15 protein-coding genes and 1 pseudogene are annotated in these 17,707 nt (G+C 39.8%); 1 reads left to right on the top strand and 15 read right to left on the bottom strand.

The window, feature by feature from the left end:
- From pglX to OCV57_RS02325, 11 genes and pseudogenes are all read right to left on the bottom strand, one after another.
- A complete protein-coding gene (gene pglX, locus OCV57_RS02365; protein ID WP_267300357.1) occupies positions 1 to 3,450 on the bottom strand; it encodes a BREX-1 system adenine-specific DNA-methyltransferase PglX in 3,450 nt (1,149 codons plus the stop codon).
- 10 nt (positions 3,451 to 3,460) lie between these two features.
- Positions 3,461 to 7,015: a BREX system P-loop protein BrxC gene (gene brxC / locus OCV57_RS02360; RefSeq protein ID WP_267300356.1), complete on the bottom strand. Its 3,555-nt coding sequence runs from the start codon at positions 7,013 to 7,015 to the stop codon at positions 3,461 to 3,463.
- A gap of 12 nt (positions 7,016 to 7,027) precedes the next feature.
- Positions 7,028 to 7,585: a DUF1788 domain-containing protein gene (locus OCV57_RS02355; protein WP_117958367.1), complete on the bottom strand. Its 558-nt coding sequence runs from the start codon at positions 7,583 to 7,585 to the stop codon at positions 7,028 to 7,030.
- 14 nt (positions 7,586 to 7,599) lie between these two features.
- Positions 7,600 to 8,229: a DUF1819 family protein gene (locus tag OCV57_RS02350; protein WP_117892001.1), complete on the bottom strand. Its 630-nt coding sequence runs from the start codon at positions 8,227 to 8,229 to the stop codon at positions 7,600 to 7,602.
- Between the two features lie 44 nt (positions 8,230 to 8,273).
- Entirely contained in the window at positions 8,274 to 8,477 is a 204-nt protein-coding gene (locus tag OCV57_RS02345) for a helix-turn-helix domain-containing protein (protein WP_117892002.1), read from the bottom strand.
- 16 nt (positions 8,478 to 8,493) lie between these two features.
- Positions 8,494 to 8,853: pseudogene (locus OCV57_RS02340) on the bottom strand (DUF2326 domain-containing protein); the annotation flags it as partial.
- 145 nt (positions 8,854 to 8,998) lie between these two features.
- The gene (locus tag OCV57_RS02335; RefSeq protein WP_117958365.1) at positions 8,999 to 9,232 is read right to left on the bottom strand and encodes a hypothetical protein; all 234 of its coding nucleotides are present in this window, start codon (positions 9,230 to 9,232) and stop codon (positions 8,999 to 9,001) included.
- Between the two features lie 70 nt (positions 9,233 to 9,302).
- Positions 9,303 to 9,737 carry a hypothetical protein gene (locus OCV57_RS02330; RefSeq protein ID WP_118054116.1) on the bottom strand — a complete coding sequence of 145 codons (435 nt, stop codon included), beginning with the start codon at positions 9,735 to 9,737 and terminating at the stop codon, positions 9,303 to 9,305.
- Positions 9,738 to 10,194: 457 nt separating this feature from the next.
- Positions 10,195 to 10,422, bottom strand: coding sequence for an ABC-three component system middle component 7 (locus OCV57_RS14330; protein ID WP_117958364.1), 228 nt, complete (start codon positions 10,420 to 10,422; stop codon positions 10,195 to 10,197).
- On the bottom strand, positions 10,406 to 10,513 hold the full coding sequence (locus OCV57_RS14325) for an ABC-three component system protein (protein ID WP_394804263.1): 108 nt from the start codon (positions 10,511 to 10,513) through the stop codon (positions 10,406 to 10,408). The genes OCV57_RS14330 and OCV57_RS14325 overlap by 17 nt, the downstream gene beginning before the upstream one ends.
- 307 nt (positions 10,514 to 10,820) lie before the next feature.
- A complete protein-coding gene (locus OCV57_RS02325; protein WP_147340051.1) occupies positions 10,821 to 11,228 on the bottom strand; it encodes a hypothetical protein in 408 nt (135 codons plus the stop codon).
- 319 nt (positions 11,229 to 11,547) lie between these two features.
- Between OCV57_RS02325 and OCV57_RS02320 the strand changes: the two genes are divergently transcribed.
- Complete coding sequence (locus tag OCV57_RS02320; protein WP_117958363.1) at positions 11,548 to 11,727, top strand: hypothetical protein; 180 nt, start codon at positions 11,548 to 11,550, stop codon at positions 11,725 to 11,727.
- A gap of 110 nt (positions 11,728 to 11,837) precedes the next feature.
- Here the strand turns inward: OCV57_RS02320 and OCV57_RS02315 are convergent, their stop codons facing one another.
- The 4 genes from OCV57_RS02315 to OCV57_RS02300 all read right to left on the bottom strand — a co-directional run bounded on the left by OCV57_RS02315 (position 11,838) and on the right by OCV57_RS02300 (position 17,704).
- Positions 11,838 to 13,979 carry a sensor domain-containing diguanylate cyclase gene (locus OCV57_RS02315; RefSeq protein WP_117958362.1) on the bottom strand — a complete coding sequence of 714 codons (2,142 nt, stop codon included), beginning with the start codon at positions 13,977 to 13,979 and terminating at the stop codon, positions 11,838 to 11,840.
- 281 nt (positions 13,980 to 14,260) lie between these two features.
- Positions 14,261 to 15,622, bottom strand: coding sequence for a 23S rRNA (uracil(1939)-C(5))-methyltransferase RlmD (rlmD, locus tag OCV57_RS02310; RefSeq protein WP_267300355.1), 1,362 nt, complete (start codon positions 15,620 to 15,622; stop codon positions 14,261 to 14,263).
- Complete coding sequence (gene hemZ / locus OCV57_RS02305) at positions 15,606 to 17,063, bottom strand: coproporphyrinogen dehydrogenase HemZ (protein WP_267300354.1); 1,458 nt, start codon at positions 17,061 to 17,063, stop codon at positions 15,606 to 15,608. The genes rlmD and hemZ overlap by 17 nt, the downstream gene beginning before the upstream one ends.
- Positions 17,060 to 17,704: an MBL fold metallo-hydrolase gene (locus OCV57_RS02300; protein WP_038673231.1), complete on the bottom strand. Its 645-nt coding sequence runs from the start codon at positions 17,702 to 17,704 to the stop codon at positions 17,060 to 17,062. Before OCV57_RS02300 ends, hemZ begins: the two co-directional genes overlap by 4 nt.
- Positions 17,705 to 17,707 lie beyond the last annotated feature (3 nt).

Genomic DNA, 17,707 nt, shown 5'->3' with positions numbered 1-17,707 from the left:
TTACTTAATCTTCGCCAGCACATCCTGGAACTTAGCGTAATTCAGCTTCACACCATCATCCAGATCAATGGAAATCATCTGGTCTGCAAGGTGGTGAATTTTTTCTTCGTATTCATGAATTTCCGTAGCTTGATCGTTCAGTGTTTTGAGCTGCTTATTCAGCTTTACTCGTTCACTGGTAGATGCATTTACAATACGTGTTTCCAAATCGGCAATAGCAGTACGATAACGAGCTTGTTGCTCGTGAACATAATCAGTTCTTATACGTGCGAGCAAATCAGGTTTATATCTATGGATATACGTCAAACACTTAAATCCACCTTTTTTCCCCGAATCAAATAACCAATAAATCGGTCGTTTTCCTGACCCACGAGATGTATACGAATCGCAATGGTCCTTGTAAAACGAATCAAGGAAATAATTTCTAATTATGGCTCTTGGTGTACTACCTTTAGCCCCTAATCTTCCGGCAATATAACGGAGATTTTCTTCAAGCTGCGCTTCACCATATACAACCCGAATAAATTCAACAAACCGTCCAACGATATCATCTTTAAAGTACTCATCATCTGTTATAGGAATAATATTATCCTCATCAGGTAAAAAAGGACCGTACATCTCCTCAGATATTTCACAATTACTATTAGTACAAACGATTCCTTCTTGTTTCAAAGAATATCTTCCAAACATGCATCCAACCGCATAAGAAATCAATTGTTTAACGAGCTCATTTTCACTGAAATCATTTATTGATACATATTCATCATCAACAGTAGGAGTTACTTCACCTTCCAAACCATAAACGTTGATTAGTATCTCATTAATACGCTCCTCATTCTCCTTCATTCTTAAGCGCATGCCATTACGTTTCTTTTTGCATGCTTCTATTGACTCTTGAACTGTAGGAAACTTCACCTCCAGCAACGGAAATCTCTTAAATGCAAATGAAAGCTCATTAGAATCATAATCATTTTGAGCCAATTCAATATTTTCTTTGACTAAAGCAACTATTTCATCAATGTTCTCAGTAGCAAATAAAACTGGTACTTTACGAATATCACCAATCTGATTGTTCATCGTTGGAGAAAGTAAGTCTAAGTAGTATTGAATAGGTTTACTATTCATTAATCCGAGCAAATAGTAGTTCAACTCAGATTCGAAAACAACAGCAGGACTAGCATCATCAAAGTAAACATTCGTGGGGTTCACCCTAAATGACATTAACGAATTTGTGATTTTAGACCATACAAAACTTTCTTTTCCGAAATACTTTGACGCACCCAATCCAGACTTCGGATAATTTCTTAAACTACCTTCATCATTTTCCCACAAAACAACATAATCAATATTACCGTACCATCTTCTAAAAGCTCCACCCTTACAGTATAGATTCCATTTAGCTACCCCAATGTCCTTATAATCAACCTCAAACCATAGGCGTAAGAATCTATTGTTGTCTCCTGTAAAAATTCCTTTTGTAATGACCGCAGCATTTTCAGAAAGTGGGGAACCATCTTCAAAAACATTTATTGCTTCTGGTCGAAGCCAATATGCGATAGAAGTTCCGGGGATTTTCACGAATTCTTGTGGACAAATTGAATATCTATAACCACAGTCCCTGTTCATTACTGCTTCTAGCGTTTTTGTCTCTTGAATGTCCACACCCTTAAACTCTGATAATTTAATAAATTCACCCTTTTGCTTTGGCACAAGTGTATTACGCATAGTAAAAGTACATACAGGAACACATGCCTCAGGGAAAGCATTATATTCAAGCTGTGTCATTGTTTCTATTTGCTTGCTTTTCACAAGAAATTCTCTTAAATCAGAATACGACGCAATAAACATCCAAACATAAGGTGTTAACAATCCTATTCTGCCGTTAGTTTGACATATTTTCCCAGCTTTCATAATGAATGCAGAAAACAGGTCAGCTTTTGCAATGCTATAATACTTATTTAGATAATCTGTAAGTTTTGCCTGCATACCACTTCCACCCATATACGGCGGATTCGTCACAACCGCATCATATTTCTGTGCCAGTGCTTCTGCTACCTGTACCAACGGCAACAATTCTCTCAGAGCCGCTTCACGGGACATATTTATATCCTCTGTAATCTCAGCAAAACGGTCATACAGAGAAGACCAATCCTGCGGTGTTACGGTCAGAATAGAACCGTATTCCTTTGCATCATGCAATTCACTGATGATGGTGTCCATTGCTTCTTTCAGCTTAGCATCGCCATTGCAAAAATAGTCCACTACATTCGGATCTACGTGGTTACTTTCAACGATAGCATACACATGTGGTTGTACCTTGCGGCGAAGGAATCGCTTATCATACTGGCACGCCTTCATCATAACTGCAAAATATGCAAGTTGTGCTGCACGATCGTCAATATCCAGACCATAGATGTTATTCTCTACGATACTTGCAACAGCCGTTCTGGTATCAACACCATAAGCCTCATAAATCTGAACGAGCACGTCAAACATATAAGCCAAAATGTGGCCACTTCCGGAGCAAGGATCTATGCACAAAATATCTTCAGGTTTCAGTGCTTTATATTCTTCACGAATGGTCGCAAGTTGCGCCTGAACATCTGGCTCTTGCTCTGCCTCTTCCAGATAATACTTCCATTGAGATTTCAATTCATCGTTTGGATGATCTTCCACCCACAAACGACCAAGACTGTTCTCTACCATGTAGCGAACAATCCAGTCGGGAGTAAAAAGCTGGGTTGCTGCAGGGATGTTTTCTTTTGTGATTTTGACATTCTTCTTAAGGGCGGTGAATACCTCATCCTTCTTTTCGCTGTTATAATACTGATATAGCCAGCCGATAATCTGAACAGCATCTTTCCAGTCTTCCTCCGGGATCAGTTCAATCATCTGCTGAACAACACTACCTTCACGAAGGAGGTTGTCCGGGAACAGAAGCTCGGTGTAGTCCGCAATCTTCTGGAACATACCCGGAAGCACGCTGTTCAATGCATTGCACTGCGTGATCAAAAGATACTTATACAGTTCGTCATCATCGTTGGCTTCTTTGTAAGCATAGACTTTCTCCATGTCGAGTCCGTCCAGCTCCATATGGATTGCCTCTGTCAGAATCTGAGGCTTGAATGCATTGTTTTCATCTGTGAAAACACGCACTCTGGTAGGGAGATATCCATTGACCTCCATAAAACGCAGTGCGGAGAAACGGTTAAACCATGTGTAGGCAACCTCCTCCATAACCTGCTCATATCCTTTTTCTTTAATCTGCGCAATCAAGGCAGCTCTCTGCTTCTTCTCGGTAGAAGAAAGCAAATGCCCATTGACGCTATCGTCATTTGGATTTCCGACTTCTTTATCGGAAATACCGTATTTCAACGCCCTCTGGCTCACACGGGAGATTAACTCCCGGCGAGCTTCAGTGGCGAATTTCCTTATCGCATTCTTGTTCATAACGGTCTCCTTAGCTTAATTTGATTCCGTCGCAATCCTTCATCATAGCAGTGAGGTACGCCCTCATTCGTTCAACATAAGCATCGATATCTTCCTGACTTTCCAAAGTCTTAGAAGGAAATGCAGCCTGACGGTATACATTCTTAATAACCTTCTTCGCAACTGGAGGAGTTACTGCTCCACCTTCATTTGGTTTGACGGTTGGTGCAACCGGAGTCTTTGGATGAACGATGCTATCGATTTTATTGACTGTGTCATCCTTATATCCCCACATCTGAGGTACCAGACCATCAAGAAGCTGCAGGCTTTCCAGTTCTGCCACTCTTGTCTTCTGCTGATCAAAGAATTTATCTGCACGCTCAGATATTGCTCTGGCATCATAAACATCACCGGCAAGAGTATGAATCTCAGCCAAACACTGACGAATGATTTCAAGAATCTCAGCACGCTTTGCTTCAAGAAGCCTTCCGTGGCCCTCACGAACTATATCCATCAATCCATTCAGTTCAGGGATTCTCTTATAAACGCTGCTCTGTCCAGCTTCCACTACGGTAATCTTACGAATCTGATTCAGAGCCTGATTTGCCTCCTCTTCTTTCTGAAGATAAGAGAGGTCGTTTCTTAGCTCTGCTTCCATGCGAACAGCTGCATCGAATACCTGTACCTGATTCTTAAAGAAACCTTCAACGCTCTGCATATCATCCTTATTATCAAGAAGGTTATCTTCCTCTTTTAGAAGCCTGTCAATCAGAGCTGTATTATCCTTGCGCTGAGAAAGTACACTTTCCATTAGGCTGAGAGCTTTTGTCACAAGGTGGTGGTCAGGATATTTATGGCCCTCATAACGTTCATTCAGCTTCTCATAATGAGACTTCTGTTCTTCAAACTTCTCAACAATATATCCAACTAGCCCGTCTTCATCATCCGGTACGTCCATTACATCGAAGTATTCACGCAGCAATTCTTTGACGGCACGCATCTTAGTTGCCGTAATGATCTGACGCTTAGAGATGCTTGTTCTGCCAATCTCACTCTTCTTACGAAGCATATCCGGAAGTTTTGGATTACCCAGCTGGATAGTTTCTCCACCATATTTGATGGTAACCTTCTGGTCATAAATCAACATTGCAGCTACAACTGCAATATCGATTTCTTTCCAGCCATACGGAATTGCCTGATAGCGGCTCTGTACATCTGCCATCGAAGTAGGAAGTTTTTTTGCGTCCTGCATTTCCAAATATTCTTCCATTTTCACTGCGGCGTCATGGTTTTCTTCCATACCAGCCATAACACCATTCAGATGGTCACCCTGCAGTACTGCCAATATATCAGCGTCTGTATCTGCATTCTTTGTAATAAGACCAAGTTCACTATAAACATGAGTAACTAAATATTCTAGTGCTTGATCCAGCTTACTCTTAACATCGCCAACCTTAACTTCAATACGCTCTCCATCTACATAGAACTCTGCATCAACGATTGCCTTCTTCAAATCTTCCTCTGCAGATGCTTCGTACTTGTTAGCCTCATCCTGATGATTTCGAATGATGTCCTGTACGGACTTCGGTAGCTGTGCTACATTACGCTGCTTTACATATTTACGCACTTTCATTGCTTTTTCCAATGACTCGTAATATGGTGTTTCAGAAAGCACAACGATTGCCTGATTCTTAGACTCTGTCATAAGGCGAAGTTCGCTCTTCTCAACAGTGTCTGTTGCTACTGTCATGATGCGAAGTCTCATGCCACCGGTTACAGCACCAATGCTTGTGGTATCCACCATCTTGTCGAATGGGAAGTCATACTTTCCGTGACGATATTTCTTTGTTGTATAAATATCAGCAAAAATCATCTGACCGATACGCTCCACGATGGCAGAAGTATCCACCTGTGTATTCTTATAAATATCTCGCTGGATATTCTGCTCCTCATCGGTCAGGAAGTTATATGTATCACCGGTTCTGCCGATATAGTTCTGACTCAGCAGATGGTCGAGGCTTGCGCCCACTATCTTTCGCGTCGTGATCTTATCGATGCGGATATCATCTGCCATGAGGATGACGATATTATCAAGGTTTGCCGGAATATCATCGACATAACGAATAAGATACAGGAGCTTTAACACATCCACATCCTGCTGCTCAATACCGTCACCGTTGTCTGCTGCCTTCTGGCAACGCTCAATAACACGACGAATAGAGCTGTCAAGGAATGTATGTACAGTATCGTAGAACAGGTAGAACGGTGCCAATGCATACTCATCCTTGTCTTGAATCTTCTGTGCTGCCTCTTGGAATCCGGAAAGCATAGAACGCTCACCACCGGAAAGGTGTTTACCGGAGTTACCATGTTTACGGATTTCAGCAAATACCTTCTGCATAATAATGAACTGGTAAGGTACGAACGGGAAGTTTCTGGCAAAGTCCTGCGGACCGGTATATCCCTTAATGTCCAACATTGCATCAGTAAAGCTGAACAGATTACGAAGAACGGAATCATTCTGGCTATATACCTGTTCCAATGCAGGTTCCACTTCAGGCTTTTTCTTCAAAATACGTTTCTGGATAACTTCGTCTGCGGAAGAAGAAGTCAGAGAAAGTCTGGTCTTGAAACGGGCCTGAATACGAGAAAACTCATTTTCACGAGCCTTGATGATTTCATCGATAGCTTCCTGACCAGTACAAACAACCCATATTTTACCGTTGCACTCACTGCCGATTTTCTCAACCAGAGACTGTAGATTGATAAGAAGGTCTGTGTCACCACCTACATACTGACCAACCTCGTCGACCATAAACAACAGACGAAAATCACCCGGCTTATTATCTACATATTCTTTCATCTCAGATACGAGCTGTGCGATACTGGTCTCAACGGTCTCGGTTCCATTGAACCAGTTACATGCAGCATCGTCGCTCATTCCGAGAACTTCTTTTAATGTCTCAACAACATCATCCTCGAAAAATGCAAAGGCATCTCTGGACTCAAGCCAAGGGCCACCATTTTTCTCCTCAAATACACGACGGAACTCTGCTGTCTTTCCACGCTTTTCGATGAACTGTTCCAGCTTTGCCACCTTAAGATTCTCTCCATAGAAACCAAGGTAGTTATAGAACATCTTTGCAAAAACACGAAGAACAGCAGTCTTGTCCTTGTTGATGGAGCCCTCAATGTCGATATTGAAAAGGATTGTGTCCGTATGACCCTTGGTAACGGAATCAATCAGCATGAATGTTGCCGGGTCATCCTCAAACTTTTTACGAAATCTTTCTACGGTACGAACACCCTGAACCTCCTGATTAGCAAGCAGGTAAGAAAGCATCTTCAGAAAGTGAGATTTACCACTTCCAAAGAAACCGGAAATCCACACACCGATATCTGCAGTGCCTTCACGGAAAGACTCTCCATAATTATTAAAGAAGGTAATGAAATGCTTCTTCAAATCTCTGGTAATAACATACTCGTCCAATTCCTGAACAAGAACATCTGTGGCATCTTGGTCTACTTTAACTACGCCATTGATTTTACGATTAATATCATCTTGGAATAATTGTCCAATAACCATTACTGTTCCTCCTTAAATCACATTGAAAGCTCGGTAGTAAGGATTTTTCTTCAGGCAATTAAACAGTTGCACATCACGGCCATCATAATTACCCGGATAGAACACCAGAATCGGAACATCTGGAAATTCTGGCTGCATCGCATTTAACAGATCATGGACTCTGATAAACGGAAATGCATCTCCCACTCCTGTGATGACAAGTACGTCACCAGCTTCATGCGGTTCATATTTCATCTTATTTACAAAAGTTGTATTATTGGCCATACAGCTCATCTGGTCTCGAATAAATTCTTTACCCTTTTTCTCTTCCATAGCAGGTATTGTTTTTGCAATGCGCTTATCTTCACAGATAGAAAGAAACACCTCATATAAGTTATGTTCTATCAGGTGACAGTTCATTGACTGATCTGTCATAATCTGCTCGATAAAATGTCTGACCATCATCTCATCGGATGGGTCATAACAGAAGATTCGTATATTTACCTCATTGCTTAAACCTTTACCTTCAAGAAACTCTGGCTCCTGCATTAAGGCTCTGAGGTTATCTAGTCTTTCTTTCAATTCACTCACTTGGGCCTACCTCCTTACGAAAAGCAATTGAATGCAGGAAGAGCAATCTCATCACCATTTTCACGGATTGCATTCTCAAGTACAGGCTGGAGCCATACCGGGTTGAGCTTTACAGATTTAATATTATCAATGTATTCATTTTCCTCCAGTATTTTTACGATTACCTGTTTCAGCTTGGTAACCGTAGAATCACTCCATGTGGCCACCCAGTCATCCTGCTCCTGCAATCGCAGGAAATAGCTATTCAAGTCTATCTTGCCAAAAGTAGTGTCCGATAATCTGTATTTCTCACCGATGACGGTAATCATGAAATCCCAAATCAAGCGGTACTGTTTCATCATGGCATACAAACATATCTGCTTTGCTACATCGGATGGCTGCGTTGCGATTGCTGCAACTAAAGAATTATCACCAAGTGCCTCTAATCTTCTCAGGCAAGCAAGCGCCATCTTTCGCACCGACTTTTCTGTCGGATACTGAAATAAATTATCTGAAATAATACGCTCTACTACTTCTTCTGAGCTGCATCCCTCATGGAGCAACTTGGCAGTAGTTCGCACTTCATAAAATAAAAATTGTTCTCTTGTTATGGCAGCATTATATGGGCTCGCTGCCTGTAGGGCTACTTTGTTATTTTGCTCCATCCAAATCCTCCTAACGAATTTTAATCTTCGTTATTCTTAGTTTCTTAATCTGGCAAAGTTTCTAAAATATCACTAATCTGACAATTCAATGCCGTGCATATTCTCAAAAGCACATCTGTAGTAATATTGTCTCCTTTACCCAGCTTTGCCATTGACGCTGTGCTTATTCCACTAAGTTCTCTCAATTCTTTTTTGTTCATGCCTCTATCAATAAGCATTTTCCATAACGGGTTATAACTGATACGCATCTGGTACCTCCATTTATTATGACTCTTCAATCACACCAGTTTCTGTAGCAATTGGTTTCTCTCTTGCTGCTTTCTTTGCCCATGACCATCCAAATAGTTCTCCTCCATTTTCATGAAGTTCAATAACCTTAGTCGAATGGACAATGTCACTTGTCACATCATAAAATGTATCTTCTTTATCAAATGCAATAAAAATCTGCTTTTCACTCTGGTTGTACAGCTCCATGATTTTATCTATAGGCAAGTCTGCAATATTTTTGAAAATATTAGAGTCATGTGCTATAACCGACAGTTCCGTGAGCCGTAAGAGCACAAGGTCAAAAATAATTAATTCCTTGAAGTTCATATCTGCTCCGGTGTCATCTTCTGTCCAAAAATCATAATTATGCTTTCCACTTCAGAAATTTCCAAATTGTATAGCAGGCGCATAGCGTTCACCATTATAGATATAATCGATTAGACGAGTCATTTCCTGATTGATACTTGTTTAAACTGCCTGAAGTTGTATTTCACGAACATCTTCAAGTTGAACTTTTAATTCTTCTTTTCTCTGTTTCTAGTTTGGCGGATTTGTCATATCCTTTATTTTTTGCAACTAAAATATCTACTTGACGCTGAACCTCAACCACCCTATCCATAATTTTTTTAGAGATCGTCACCGGTATTCCAAGTTTCCTTTGCGATTCTTGAAGCCTTACCATTTCAGCCAAAATAGCATCAATCAATATCTGAAGCTGTGCTATTTCATCTCCCATTTCCTGCGAAAGGATGCGCTACATCTTGTCATGAAAATGCTCTATTTGAGATAGCTTATGGACATCAACATCAGGAAAAAAATTCTGACAGCTCTGATAAATCCTCCTCAACAGGAACCAAACCACCAGACATATTCGCTTTAACAGCATTTAGCTGCGACGCAAGTCTACTACGTCTTCTTTTTAGGACTGTCAGCTGCCCCTTAATTTCAGACGCTTTATCTAAATTATCTGTTTCTTCTTGTGATAGCTCAGCATCCTCTCTGTCCATCAACTTTTGTAATTCTGTTATAAGGTGTTCGATTCCCTTTTCATTGGCGTTATATTCTTTCTTAGTTCTTGCGACATTAGTCATCTCACCAAGTTTAATTGCATCATCTCGCACCTTACTGCGTTTGCTCTTATCATCATAAACACTTTTGTATTCTTCAATAAATGCAAAGACATTGAACATTTTCTCCAATGTTTCTATTGCTGATTCTGGCTTAACATTCCCGTGTTTCAAAGGGTATCTTTCCGCATAATTCTCTACCATCGATACGCAGAAAGCGCCCTACCATCTCTCTAAATGAGGTTGAAGGAGTTGTTATACGATACGCCTCCAAGAGGTAATCCTTGAATTCTTTCAGAGTTTGTATCCGCTGTACTTTAACTCCGAGTCACAGATACCTATCTCAGAATGTGTTTTTGTGCTTCTGCAAAAATAATCTATTTTATTCCCAAACTTAAAAGCAAAGTTAATAATATGTGAGTGCAGCTTATCTTTTGCTTTGCATATTTTAGGATTGATATAATCATCACCGCCAAAGCAAAAATCTACAACAAGAAGAAAAGTCGATTTACCAATTGAGTTCTGTACAGCCTTATCACCTAGCACAGTATTTAATCACTCACGAAGTTGAATACGGCCACGAGGAACAAGCTGACCATTGACTTTTTTAGCGAATTTATCACATTCAAATTCATACAGCATAGCGCAGCACCTCCTCTTCTTCATCGAATTCTATTTTTCCAAGTTCATACAAACAATCTAGTGTATCAATAAACTCACTAATACCAGACATTTTCTTTATCATTCTATTGTATAAATCATGCACTGACACCGGACCGTTTTTTAGTTCTTTCAATACAACCGGAAACTTAGAGATGATACCCTGGTCATACGATATTAACTTATTCAGTAATAGCATCGAACACCTCATATTTCTGTATGAAGTAAGAAATAATCACTTTACATGAGCTTCTATTCTCATGGGTGGCATCTTGTAACCAATCAACCATTTTTTTAATATCTCATCCTGTGATAACCCCATATCATTCAAATTCATATATGTGATCCTGACTTGAAGACAAAACGGTTTATATCGCAGAATCCTTTCTTCGTTCAACTAAGTGAATGCATCCTGTACTGCACTATAATATACGTTCACAAATAACGATGTGCTGCAGCCATTATTCGGACAAACACTGCGTTCTTCCGCCACAAGAAGAGCTCCATATTGCTCTTTGATAGATGGCGAGATTGTTGCATCCTTTGTTGTTTTTTGAGACTGAGGAACAAGTTCTGTTGTTTTCTTACGCTTGCGCTTTATTGTTGCTGCATTACAAATAATTTCTTAAATCTCTCTGCAATTTTATTTTTGAAGTTTTCGTTGTCGATTCCGGGACACTCATCGGCAAATGCCGCGCATAAACCTTTAATAGTATCGTCCGTCTCTGTATCGATAAATTCTTTAAAATACTGAGAGTCCAAGTCCTTATTTATTTTCTTTGCCAAAGTGGTGATGTTGTGCTCTCCGTAAAAATAACCACGCAGCGTCCTAGGCTCCATGTCGTGTAACAGAGTGTCGCCATTGGGATTGAGATAAATTTTCTTAAAAAGTGTCCTCGTAAATTCTTCCGGAGACAGGTCTCCTTGAAAATACGTTGCTATTTTTTTGAGAAAACACTTTGAATTCAGTTTCTGCCAATCCCAAACACCTCCATTTTGAATCAAGCGTGTACAACTGTGTATAAGCATGTACAGCGTTGTTCGGTAAAAAATGCACTTTCTTATATACTTAAGTCATAGGAAGTGAAAAACGCATCTGAATATAGATACACATTTTAATAAGTATATCATAGAGTTTTTCGTTTGTCAAATTTGTGTTTGTCATCGCAAATTTCTGTTCAGCGATACAGAAACATAATTTCACTCATTCATTTCCTATATTAATCACTTCAGCAGTTTGCGCTGACAGCTTTCCAGTGCTGAAGTGACCACACAACAGAATATATCGCTCCCGTCAACTGGAAAGGCTGGTGGCACACATGAGATGGAGATTTCTCCTGACCGTGGTACAACTGACCCGCAGGATTATATCGCACAACAGACTACCCACCTCACCGAATTTGACGAATGCCTGGTGCGACGCTGGATCAAGCAGATCACTATCTGGGATGACCACTTCACCGTGGAACTAAAATCCAGACTGAAAATTGATATTGAAGGATAATCCCCTAGACGCACGAAACCCTCTCGACCATGATGACCGGGAGGGTATTTTTTATTCTCTAAACTGGAAGTTATTGGGATCTTTACATAGATTAAATATCAATTTATAAATCAAACTCGTCTTCTATCTTTTCCTGTTCGTCTATAATATTCATCCTTATCTGCATACATCAACTTATCAGCCATTGCCTTAATTTCTTCAAAATTAAGTTCTATATGTTCTGAACAAACAACTACTCCCTTAGACACACTAAGTTCAGAAATAAGATTTCCCTGGAAGTTTTCAGTTAAATAATCAAATGTCTTAACTGCATCCTGTGCTTCTTCTCTCGTTCCTCTCAGTAATGCAACAAACTCATCGCCACCTACACGATACGTCCTTCCAAGACCTGAGAATGCATTATCCATACACTTCGAAGCGCCAATAATTAACTCATCCCCTGCTTCATGACCAATATTATCATTAGCTGCTTTTAAACCGTTCAAATCCATCATAATAAGAACGTATTCTATTAAGTTATTATTTTTCTTGATTATTTCACAGTCAACTTCAAACCCTCGTCTATTATATAAGCCTGTAAGCTCGTCCTTTATAGATGCTTCATATCTTCTGTTGTATGCATCCTTTGCCTTCTTCTCTCTCATACTAATAATAACAAATGAAGTTGCCATTATTAATACGCTTGCAATAAAGATTAAAACAATTGGAAGTATAATTTTATTTACATCCAATTTAACAGGATTATTATCTTTTATTACTATATACCCATCAAATCCTTCGAGATACTTGGTCATATAACAGCCATTCTCCGATAACTGATAATAAAAATCATCATCTGATACATTACCAAAATATGAATTATCCAAGTAGCCTTTTTCTATAGAACTTACATCCGTATCAACCTGTATAAGTCCATCATGATTAACTAAACATACTTTGATATTGTATTCTTCCTCGAACCTGGCAAGTATGTCTACAAGGTCATTCATATCAACTCCGACACCACATGCTCCCAAAATGTCTCCATTCGTGTCAAAAATACCGTAATTAATAAACACCGAAAGACTCCCGTTATTATCTTCATCAGTATCAACATTAACTGTATATCTTTTCCCTGAATCCAAGTAATCCTTATACCATATATCATGGCTGTCATTTTCAACATCAAGATACCTACTTATTCCACTATATGTATAATATGCTCTTGTTTTATCCGAAACAACAAATACCATTTTATAATCAAATTCATTGCCAATGGATACCAGACGATCAGTTATATCGTCTTTGACACTCTCCGCCTCTTCTCTGGTTTTCCCCTCTATGTAGGTTCTTATATCAATATCACTGCTAATCGTCTGAGAAACAGTAATTGGCTTAATAAATTCATTCTCAATCTTTGTTGAAACCATCTGCGCAATTGTTCTGCTCTGTATTTCAGAGTTTTCCTTAGTTACCTGCTGAATCCCATTCACACATGCTATGATGGAAACACTCATGCTAAGTAGCATTATGATAAGCATAATAACAGCATCAAATCTGCTGTCATTAATCATATTCGTATGTTCATTCCCATTATGAGACCAATCATACATATATGCAGCAAACATAACGAATGAACCTATTCCCAGTCCTAAATTGGTTATAGAAAATCCATAAATAAAGGACTGTATAACTGTTGCAATTATTGGAATAAACGAAAACAGCATCATTGAAATGAAGCTTCGTTTTTTCAAATACTTTCTATACTTAATCGCCATACCTGCTCCTATAAATATGACGACAAGTGATATTAGTGTATATACATACCAGAAATTATTCCTGTGATAATAATTTGCCTCATCGAAATAATACATCCATGGATAAAACAAATTAACCACAACAATGAAAATATTAATGCACGAAAAGATATTGGCAATTTTAACACTATTGCCACTTACTTCAGCACCTTTTTCAACAAAAACAGAACTAACATACCTAACATAGGTATTTGCCATTGCTATGTTCATAGCAAATACCATAAGATTAGCAATTCTAGTTACTAAAATATTAAAAGGACCAAGGTTACCTCTAAAAATATATGCCAAAGTCTCTCCAAAAAACAGAACTGTAGCAATAAGAAATAATTGAGCGAACATCCTCATACTCTTCTGTTTTGGATTATTTGCTTTAATTGAAACAAATATTATGAGACAGAACAAACAAAAGAACATATCCATTGTTGCCTGTGCAATTTCAAGACTTGTAATATTCATCTATTTTTCTCCTCGTCGGTTGATACTCTTTTTTACCTTATATTTGAATTGATGGATAATGCTTGTTTTTTTGTTCTTATACAAGATTACTGTTTTTTCTTCGAAAGGTAAATTTATCAATTCTGCAACTTCCGATTTGTATAACCTATCTTAACATCTAATCCACTGCCTGCAAACACCCAAAATGGTCGAGTTGCCGGATTGTTTGTCACCCTTTTTCAGAAGTCTGGCTTTAAATCCAAACCTCCGAAAAAGCCTGGAAATACGCCACTTTTCAGCCTTTATTTATCTTTTCTTGACAGCAAACAAACCGTCTCCACATGCCCCGTTCTACCAAACAGATCCACGCCCTTGACCTTGACCGTCTTATACTCCAATTCTTCCAGCACAGCACAGTCCCTAGCAGCAGTAGCGTGATTGCAGGATATCATAACTATCCTGTCAGGGGACATTTTTGCCATGTACTCCAGTGCGTCCCTAGTGCAGCCCTTTCTTGCAGGGTCAGCTATTATCACATCTGGTCGCTCGCCACGGCTGTAAAGTATCGCTGCTATCTTTCCTGCGTCACCACATATAAATTCCGCATTTGTGACATTGTTTGCTGCGGCATTTCGTTTTGCATTGTCTATTGCAGACTCTATTATCTCAACACCTATGAGCTTTTTCACCTTTTTGCTCATTGACAAACCGATCGTTCCTGCACCGCAGTAAAGATCAAGAAGAGTTTCCTTTCCTGTCAGCTGAGCATAATCTGCGGCAATTTCATAAAGCCGCTCCGCCTGAATTGTATTTACCTGATAAAATGACAGCGGTGATATCTCTATATCATTTCCACACATGGTATCGTGTATCGTGTCGCTTCCATACGCAGTAACAAGCTTCTGTCCGAGTATACAGTTGGTCTTTCGGCTATTCTCATTGAAAACTATACTCTTTATATCAGCATATTTTTTGCAAAGCTCACCCACAAGCACATCAAATACGCCACGCTTTTTAAGGTCGGTTATAACAAGACAGACCATTATCTCGCCTGAGTGTTCGCCACGCCTGAGATAAATATGCCTGATTAAACCGCTTCCCGTTTCCTCGTTGTATGCCTTTATCTTACGCTTGTTCACATATGCCATTATGTCATCAGCGACAGCTTTAAATATAGCAGGCTGTAATGCACAATCAGTGTGATCGCATACATGGTGAGAACGCCTTGAATAGAATCCGCAAACTGCCTTGCTGTCCTGCTCTGCTACAGGGTACTGAGCTTTGTTGCGATAGCCAACAAGCTGTTTACAACCTTCAAAGCTGTCATATTCAGGATAAAGCTTACCAATACGCTCAAATGAATCCTTGATGAACTGCTCTTTTACACGGCATTCTTCGTCATAGCTCATGTGACGAAAACAACAACCGCCACACCTTGAATAAACAGGACAATCGTTCTTCGTTCTTTCAACCGAACCACTTACAATATTTTCGATAATGCCATAGCAATACGTTTTGCAGACCTTGACTATCCTGCATTCGATAACGTCGCCAATAACAGTAAAAGGCACGAAAACAGCAATGCCCTCGTGCTTTCCTACTCCGTTGCCCTCATTTGTCATACCGCTTATTTCAAGCCTGATAATCTCATTTTTCTTTAGCATAAAATTCCTCTATCTCATTTTTTCGCTTAAGCATAAGCTCAAAATGCTTATTGTATTCAAGCGGAAATTTGTAATTGAACACACGCTCCAAACGTCCGCCCTCTTTGTCAACAAGCTTTGTCGAGCCACCCGCACCCATTGCAAGAATAGTCTGAACCTCTTCCATTATATAGATATTATACAAACTCTCGTGACCCTGCTTTGTCCAGCCTATATTTTCAAGATTTTCAAGCATATTCTTCTGTCTGTAGAGATAATAAGGCAGATAGCCGCTTTCAAGAAGTCTTTTTGTGGCATACTCTACCATTTTATCGGCTGGATTTTTCAGCACTTCCCTGTCACCGCTGTGATTTAGCCTAGCCGCACGCTTTATGGAAAGTGTGTGTACAGTGATATTCTCAGGAGCAAGCTCGATAAGCTTATCAATGGTATTCTCAAAGCTCTCCACTGTGTCTGTTGGCAGGCCTGCGATTATATCGGTATTTATAGAGTCAAAACCAACTTTTCTTGCAAGGTCAAAGCTGTCAAAAAACTGTGCAGTTGTGTGCTTTCTGCCAATAGCCTCAAGAACGCTGTCATTCAAAGTCTGTGGATTTATAGATACTCTGCCACAGCCGTTTGCTTTAAGCACCTTCAGCTTTTCTTCAGTTATGGTGTCAGGTCTTCCCGCTTCAACAGTGTATTCACGGACAGTTGACATATCAAAGCTGTTTTCAATGACCTTCATAACTCTGTCAAGCTGAGCAGCAGTGAGCGTGGTAGGAGTGCCGCCGCCAAAATATACGGTGTCAAGCTTTAAACCAAGCTTTTTCGTTATCTTCGCAGTATAAACTATCTCCTCACACAGCTTGTTCACATACTCAGGGATAAGCTTCATACAGCCCTCGATAGATTGCGAAACAAAAGAACAGTAGGAGCATCTTGTGGGACAAAACGGCACTGACACATAAAGACTAAAGCTGTCCTTTTCAAGCTCATCGAGGACAGGCTTCTGGGTTATAGCAGTTTTGTATGCAATATCGCACTTTTCTTCGCTGCAAAGATATCTGCTCTCCATGGCTTTAAATATCTCCGCCTTGTTCATGCCCTCACTGAGCATATCATTCACACGCTTCACAGGTCTTATTCCCGTTATAACGCCCCATTTCGGCACAATGCCTGTTATCTCGCTCATTGCCTTAAAAAGAAGTCTTGAAAGTGAAAGTTCCATGTCGCTTTCAAAATGCACAAACTCCTCTTTTTCGCAAGTCTTGCCGTCATATCTCACCTTAACGCTCAAACAAACATTGTCAGCGTTATCCTTTTTCTGAGCGAACACATAATCGTCCTCTGTATCTATGCTGTCAGAAAAAACGTGGGTAAAGAGCGTTGCAGGGATAAAAAGCTTCATTACTCCCTCAAGCTCATATTTATAATCGTTACCGCTGAATATCAGAGTCATTTCAAAGCCTCCGCAGCCTGCCTGAGATATGGGTTATACTTTCTCTCAGCGTCAAGTGTCGTGACATTCATGTGACCAGGATAAACAGTTAGATTTCCACCAAGGTCAGCTATTTTCATAAGCGACTTCATAAGGGCTGTGCTGCTTCCATCAGGCATATCAGTTCTGCCAACACTTCTTGAAAATAGGGTATCTCCCGAAAACATATTCATGCCGCATATGAAACAAACAGAACCGCTTGTATGTCCCGGCGTTTCCAACACGTCAAATTCAAGCTCGTCAAGCTTTAGTATATCGTCCTCTGTAAACACATTGACCTTGCCTGTGTAATTTCTGTGTCCTCTTATTCTGAAAAGATTAGCAAGCATTCCTGCGTCATCTGTAAGCTTAGGCTTATCCATAATGTGGATATACACCTCGCAGCCTGTCCTGTCTACAAGGTCAGCCACAGCACCGATATGGTCAAAATGACCGTGGGTAAGAAAAATCTTTTTAAGCGTAAGACCGTGACTCTCTATCTCACCGAGAATATAATCAGGGTCGGCAGGTGCATCGATAAGAACGCAATTATTTTCTTCGCTTGCAACAATATAGCTGTTCGTTTCACAAACACTCAATGGTTTGAGCCTATATATTTTCATTAT

Origin of the sequence: Hominimerdicola aceti (genome assembly GCF_025567495.1) — a bacterium.
GTDB classification, from domain to species: domain Bacteria; phylum Bacillota; class Clostridia; order Oscillospirales; family Ruminococcaceae; genus Hominimerdicola; species Hominimerdicola aceti.
The sequence above is the reverse complement of the archived record's forward strand: the minus strand, read 5'-3'. Positions and strand labels throughout refer to the sequence as shown.

What these genes read in the sequence shown, in the direction of transcription:
- brxC (WP_267300356.1), bottom strand. Translation starts at nt 7,015, where the DNA reads ATGGTTATTGGACAATTATTCCAAGATGATATTAATCGTAAAATCAAT.
- OCV57_RS14325 (WP_394804263.1), bottom strand. Translation starts at nt 10,513, where the DNA reads ATGGTTGATTGGTTACAAGATGCCACCCATGAGAATAGAAGCTCATGT.
- OCV57_RS02320 (WP_117958363.1), top strand. Translation starts at nt 11,548, where the DNA reads ATGGAGATTTCTCCTGACCGTGGTACAACTGACCCGCAGGATTATATC.
- OCV57_RS02345 (WP_117892002.1), bottom strand. Translation starts at nt 8,477, where the DNA reads ATGCGTATCAGTTATAACCCGTTATGGAAAATGCTTATTGATAGAGGC.
- pglX (WP_267300357.1), bottom strand. Translation starts at nt 3,450, where the DNA reads ATGAACAAGAATGCGATAAGGAAATTCGCCACTGAAGCTCGCCGGGAG.
- rlmD (WP_267300355.1), bottom strand. Translation starts at nt 15,622, where the DNA reads ATGCTAAAGAAAAATGAGATTATCAGGCTTGAAATAAGCGGTATGACA.
- OCV57_RS14330 (WP_117958364.1), bottom strand. Translation starts at nt 10,422, where the DNA reads ATGCTATTACTGAATAAGTTAATATCGTATGACCAGGGTATCATCTCT.
- OCV57_RS02300 (WP_038673231.1), bottom strand. Translation starts at nt 17,704, where the DNA reads ATGAAAATATATAGGCTCAAACCATTGAGTGTTTGTGAAACGAACAGC.
- OCV57_RS02315 (WP_117958362.1), bottom strand. Translation starts at nt 13,979, where the DNA reads ATGAATATTACAAGTCTTGAAATTGCACAGGCAACAATGGATATGTTC.
- hemZ (WP_267300354.1), bottom strand. Translation starts at nt 17,063, where the DNA reads ATGACTCTGATATTCAGCGGTAACGATTATAAATATGAGCTTGAGGGA.
- OCV57_RS02335 (WP_117958365.1), bottom strand. Translation starts at nt 9,232, where the DNA reads ATGGGAGATGAAATAGCACAGCTTCAGATATTGATTGATGCTATTTTG.
- OCV57_RS02350 (WP_117892001.1), bottom strand. Translation starts at nt 8,229, where the DNA reads ATGGAGCAAAATAACAAAGTAGCCCTACAGGCAGCGAGCCCATATAAT.